Here is a 694-nt window from a genome sequence, read left to right as displayed (position 1 = left end):
GGCGCCGCGGTCACCGCCCAGGTGACCCGCAGCGGCACGACCAACACGTGGATCCTCAACCCCGACGAAAGCCTCGCGGGCAACACGAAGTACACCGCGACGCTGGCCAGCGGTATCACCGATGCGGCGGGCAACCCGCTGGCGCCGGTCAGCTGGAGCTTCACCACCGGGCCGTGACTGCTGCTCGAGCGACGTCGGCACGCCACCTGCTCGAAGCGGTCCACACCCAGGTGATTCCTCCAGGCGAATGGTCTCCCGGAGCCGGAGGTGACAGCAATGCCTGCTCGAGTCGGACAGCGGGTCGTGCTGCGATCGCAGTCCGTTGTCGCCGGGAGCAACATTCGCCTGATCTGGACGTCTTGCCGCGCCAACGTCTGGCGTCTCGTAGTCGGGGCTCCTACGGTTCCGCGGCATCACACGGGGCCGGTGGAGGTCTCGACTCTGCCACCACCGGGGAGAACGTGATGCGAACGGACCGCTTCCGGCCACAGCCCCGTGCACGTCGCCGGGTCCTGCTGATCAGCGTGGTGACGGCGGTCATGACGTTGCTCAGCGGTCTGGGCCTGCCGTCGGTGGCCGCGGCCGCGGTGGGAGTGCCGACCACCTACCTGTCGGCGGACACCTACGGTTCGTCGCGGCCGCCGAGCGCGGACAAGCCGCAGAGCAAGCTCTGGTTCCACGACGGTGCGTGGTG

2 protein-coding genes are annotated in these 694 nt (G+C 69.0%); both read left to right on the top strand.

From position 1 onward, the window contains the following. Nucleotides 1-21: 21 nt before the first annotated feature. Nucleotides 22-177 carry an Ig-like domain-containing domain gene (locus ACFSHS_RS18415; protein ID WP_376879228.1) on the top strand — a complete coding sequence of 52 codons (156 nt, stop codon included), beginning with the start codon at nt 22-24 and terminating at the stop codon, nt 175-177. Nucleotides 178-464: 287 nt separating this feature from the next. Then, on the top strand, nt 465-694 hold a 230-nt coding region (locus tag ACFSHS_RS18410; protein ID WP_376879225.1), incomplete at its 3' end, for a hypothetical protein.

This window comes from Blastococcus deserti (assembly GCF_042682525.1).
Classification (GTDB): domain Bacteria; phylum Actinomycetota; class Actinomycetes; order Mycobacteriales; family Geodermatophilaceae; genus Blastococcus_B; species Blastococcus_B deserti.
Note: the sequence above shows the minus strand (reverse complement) of the source record. Positions and strands in the feature narration are given on the sequence as shown.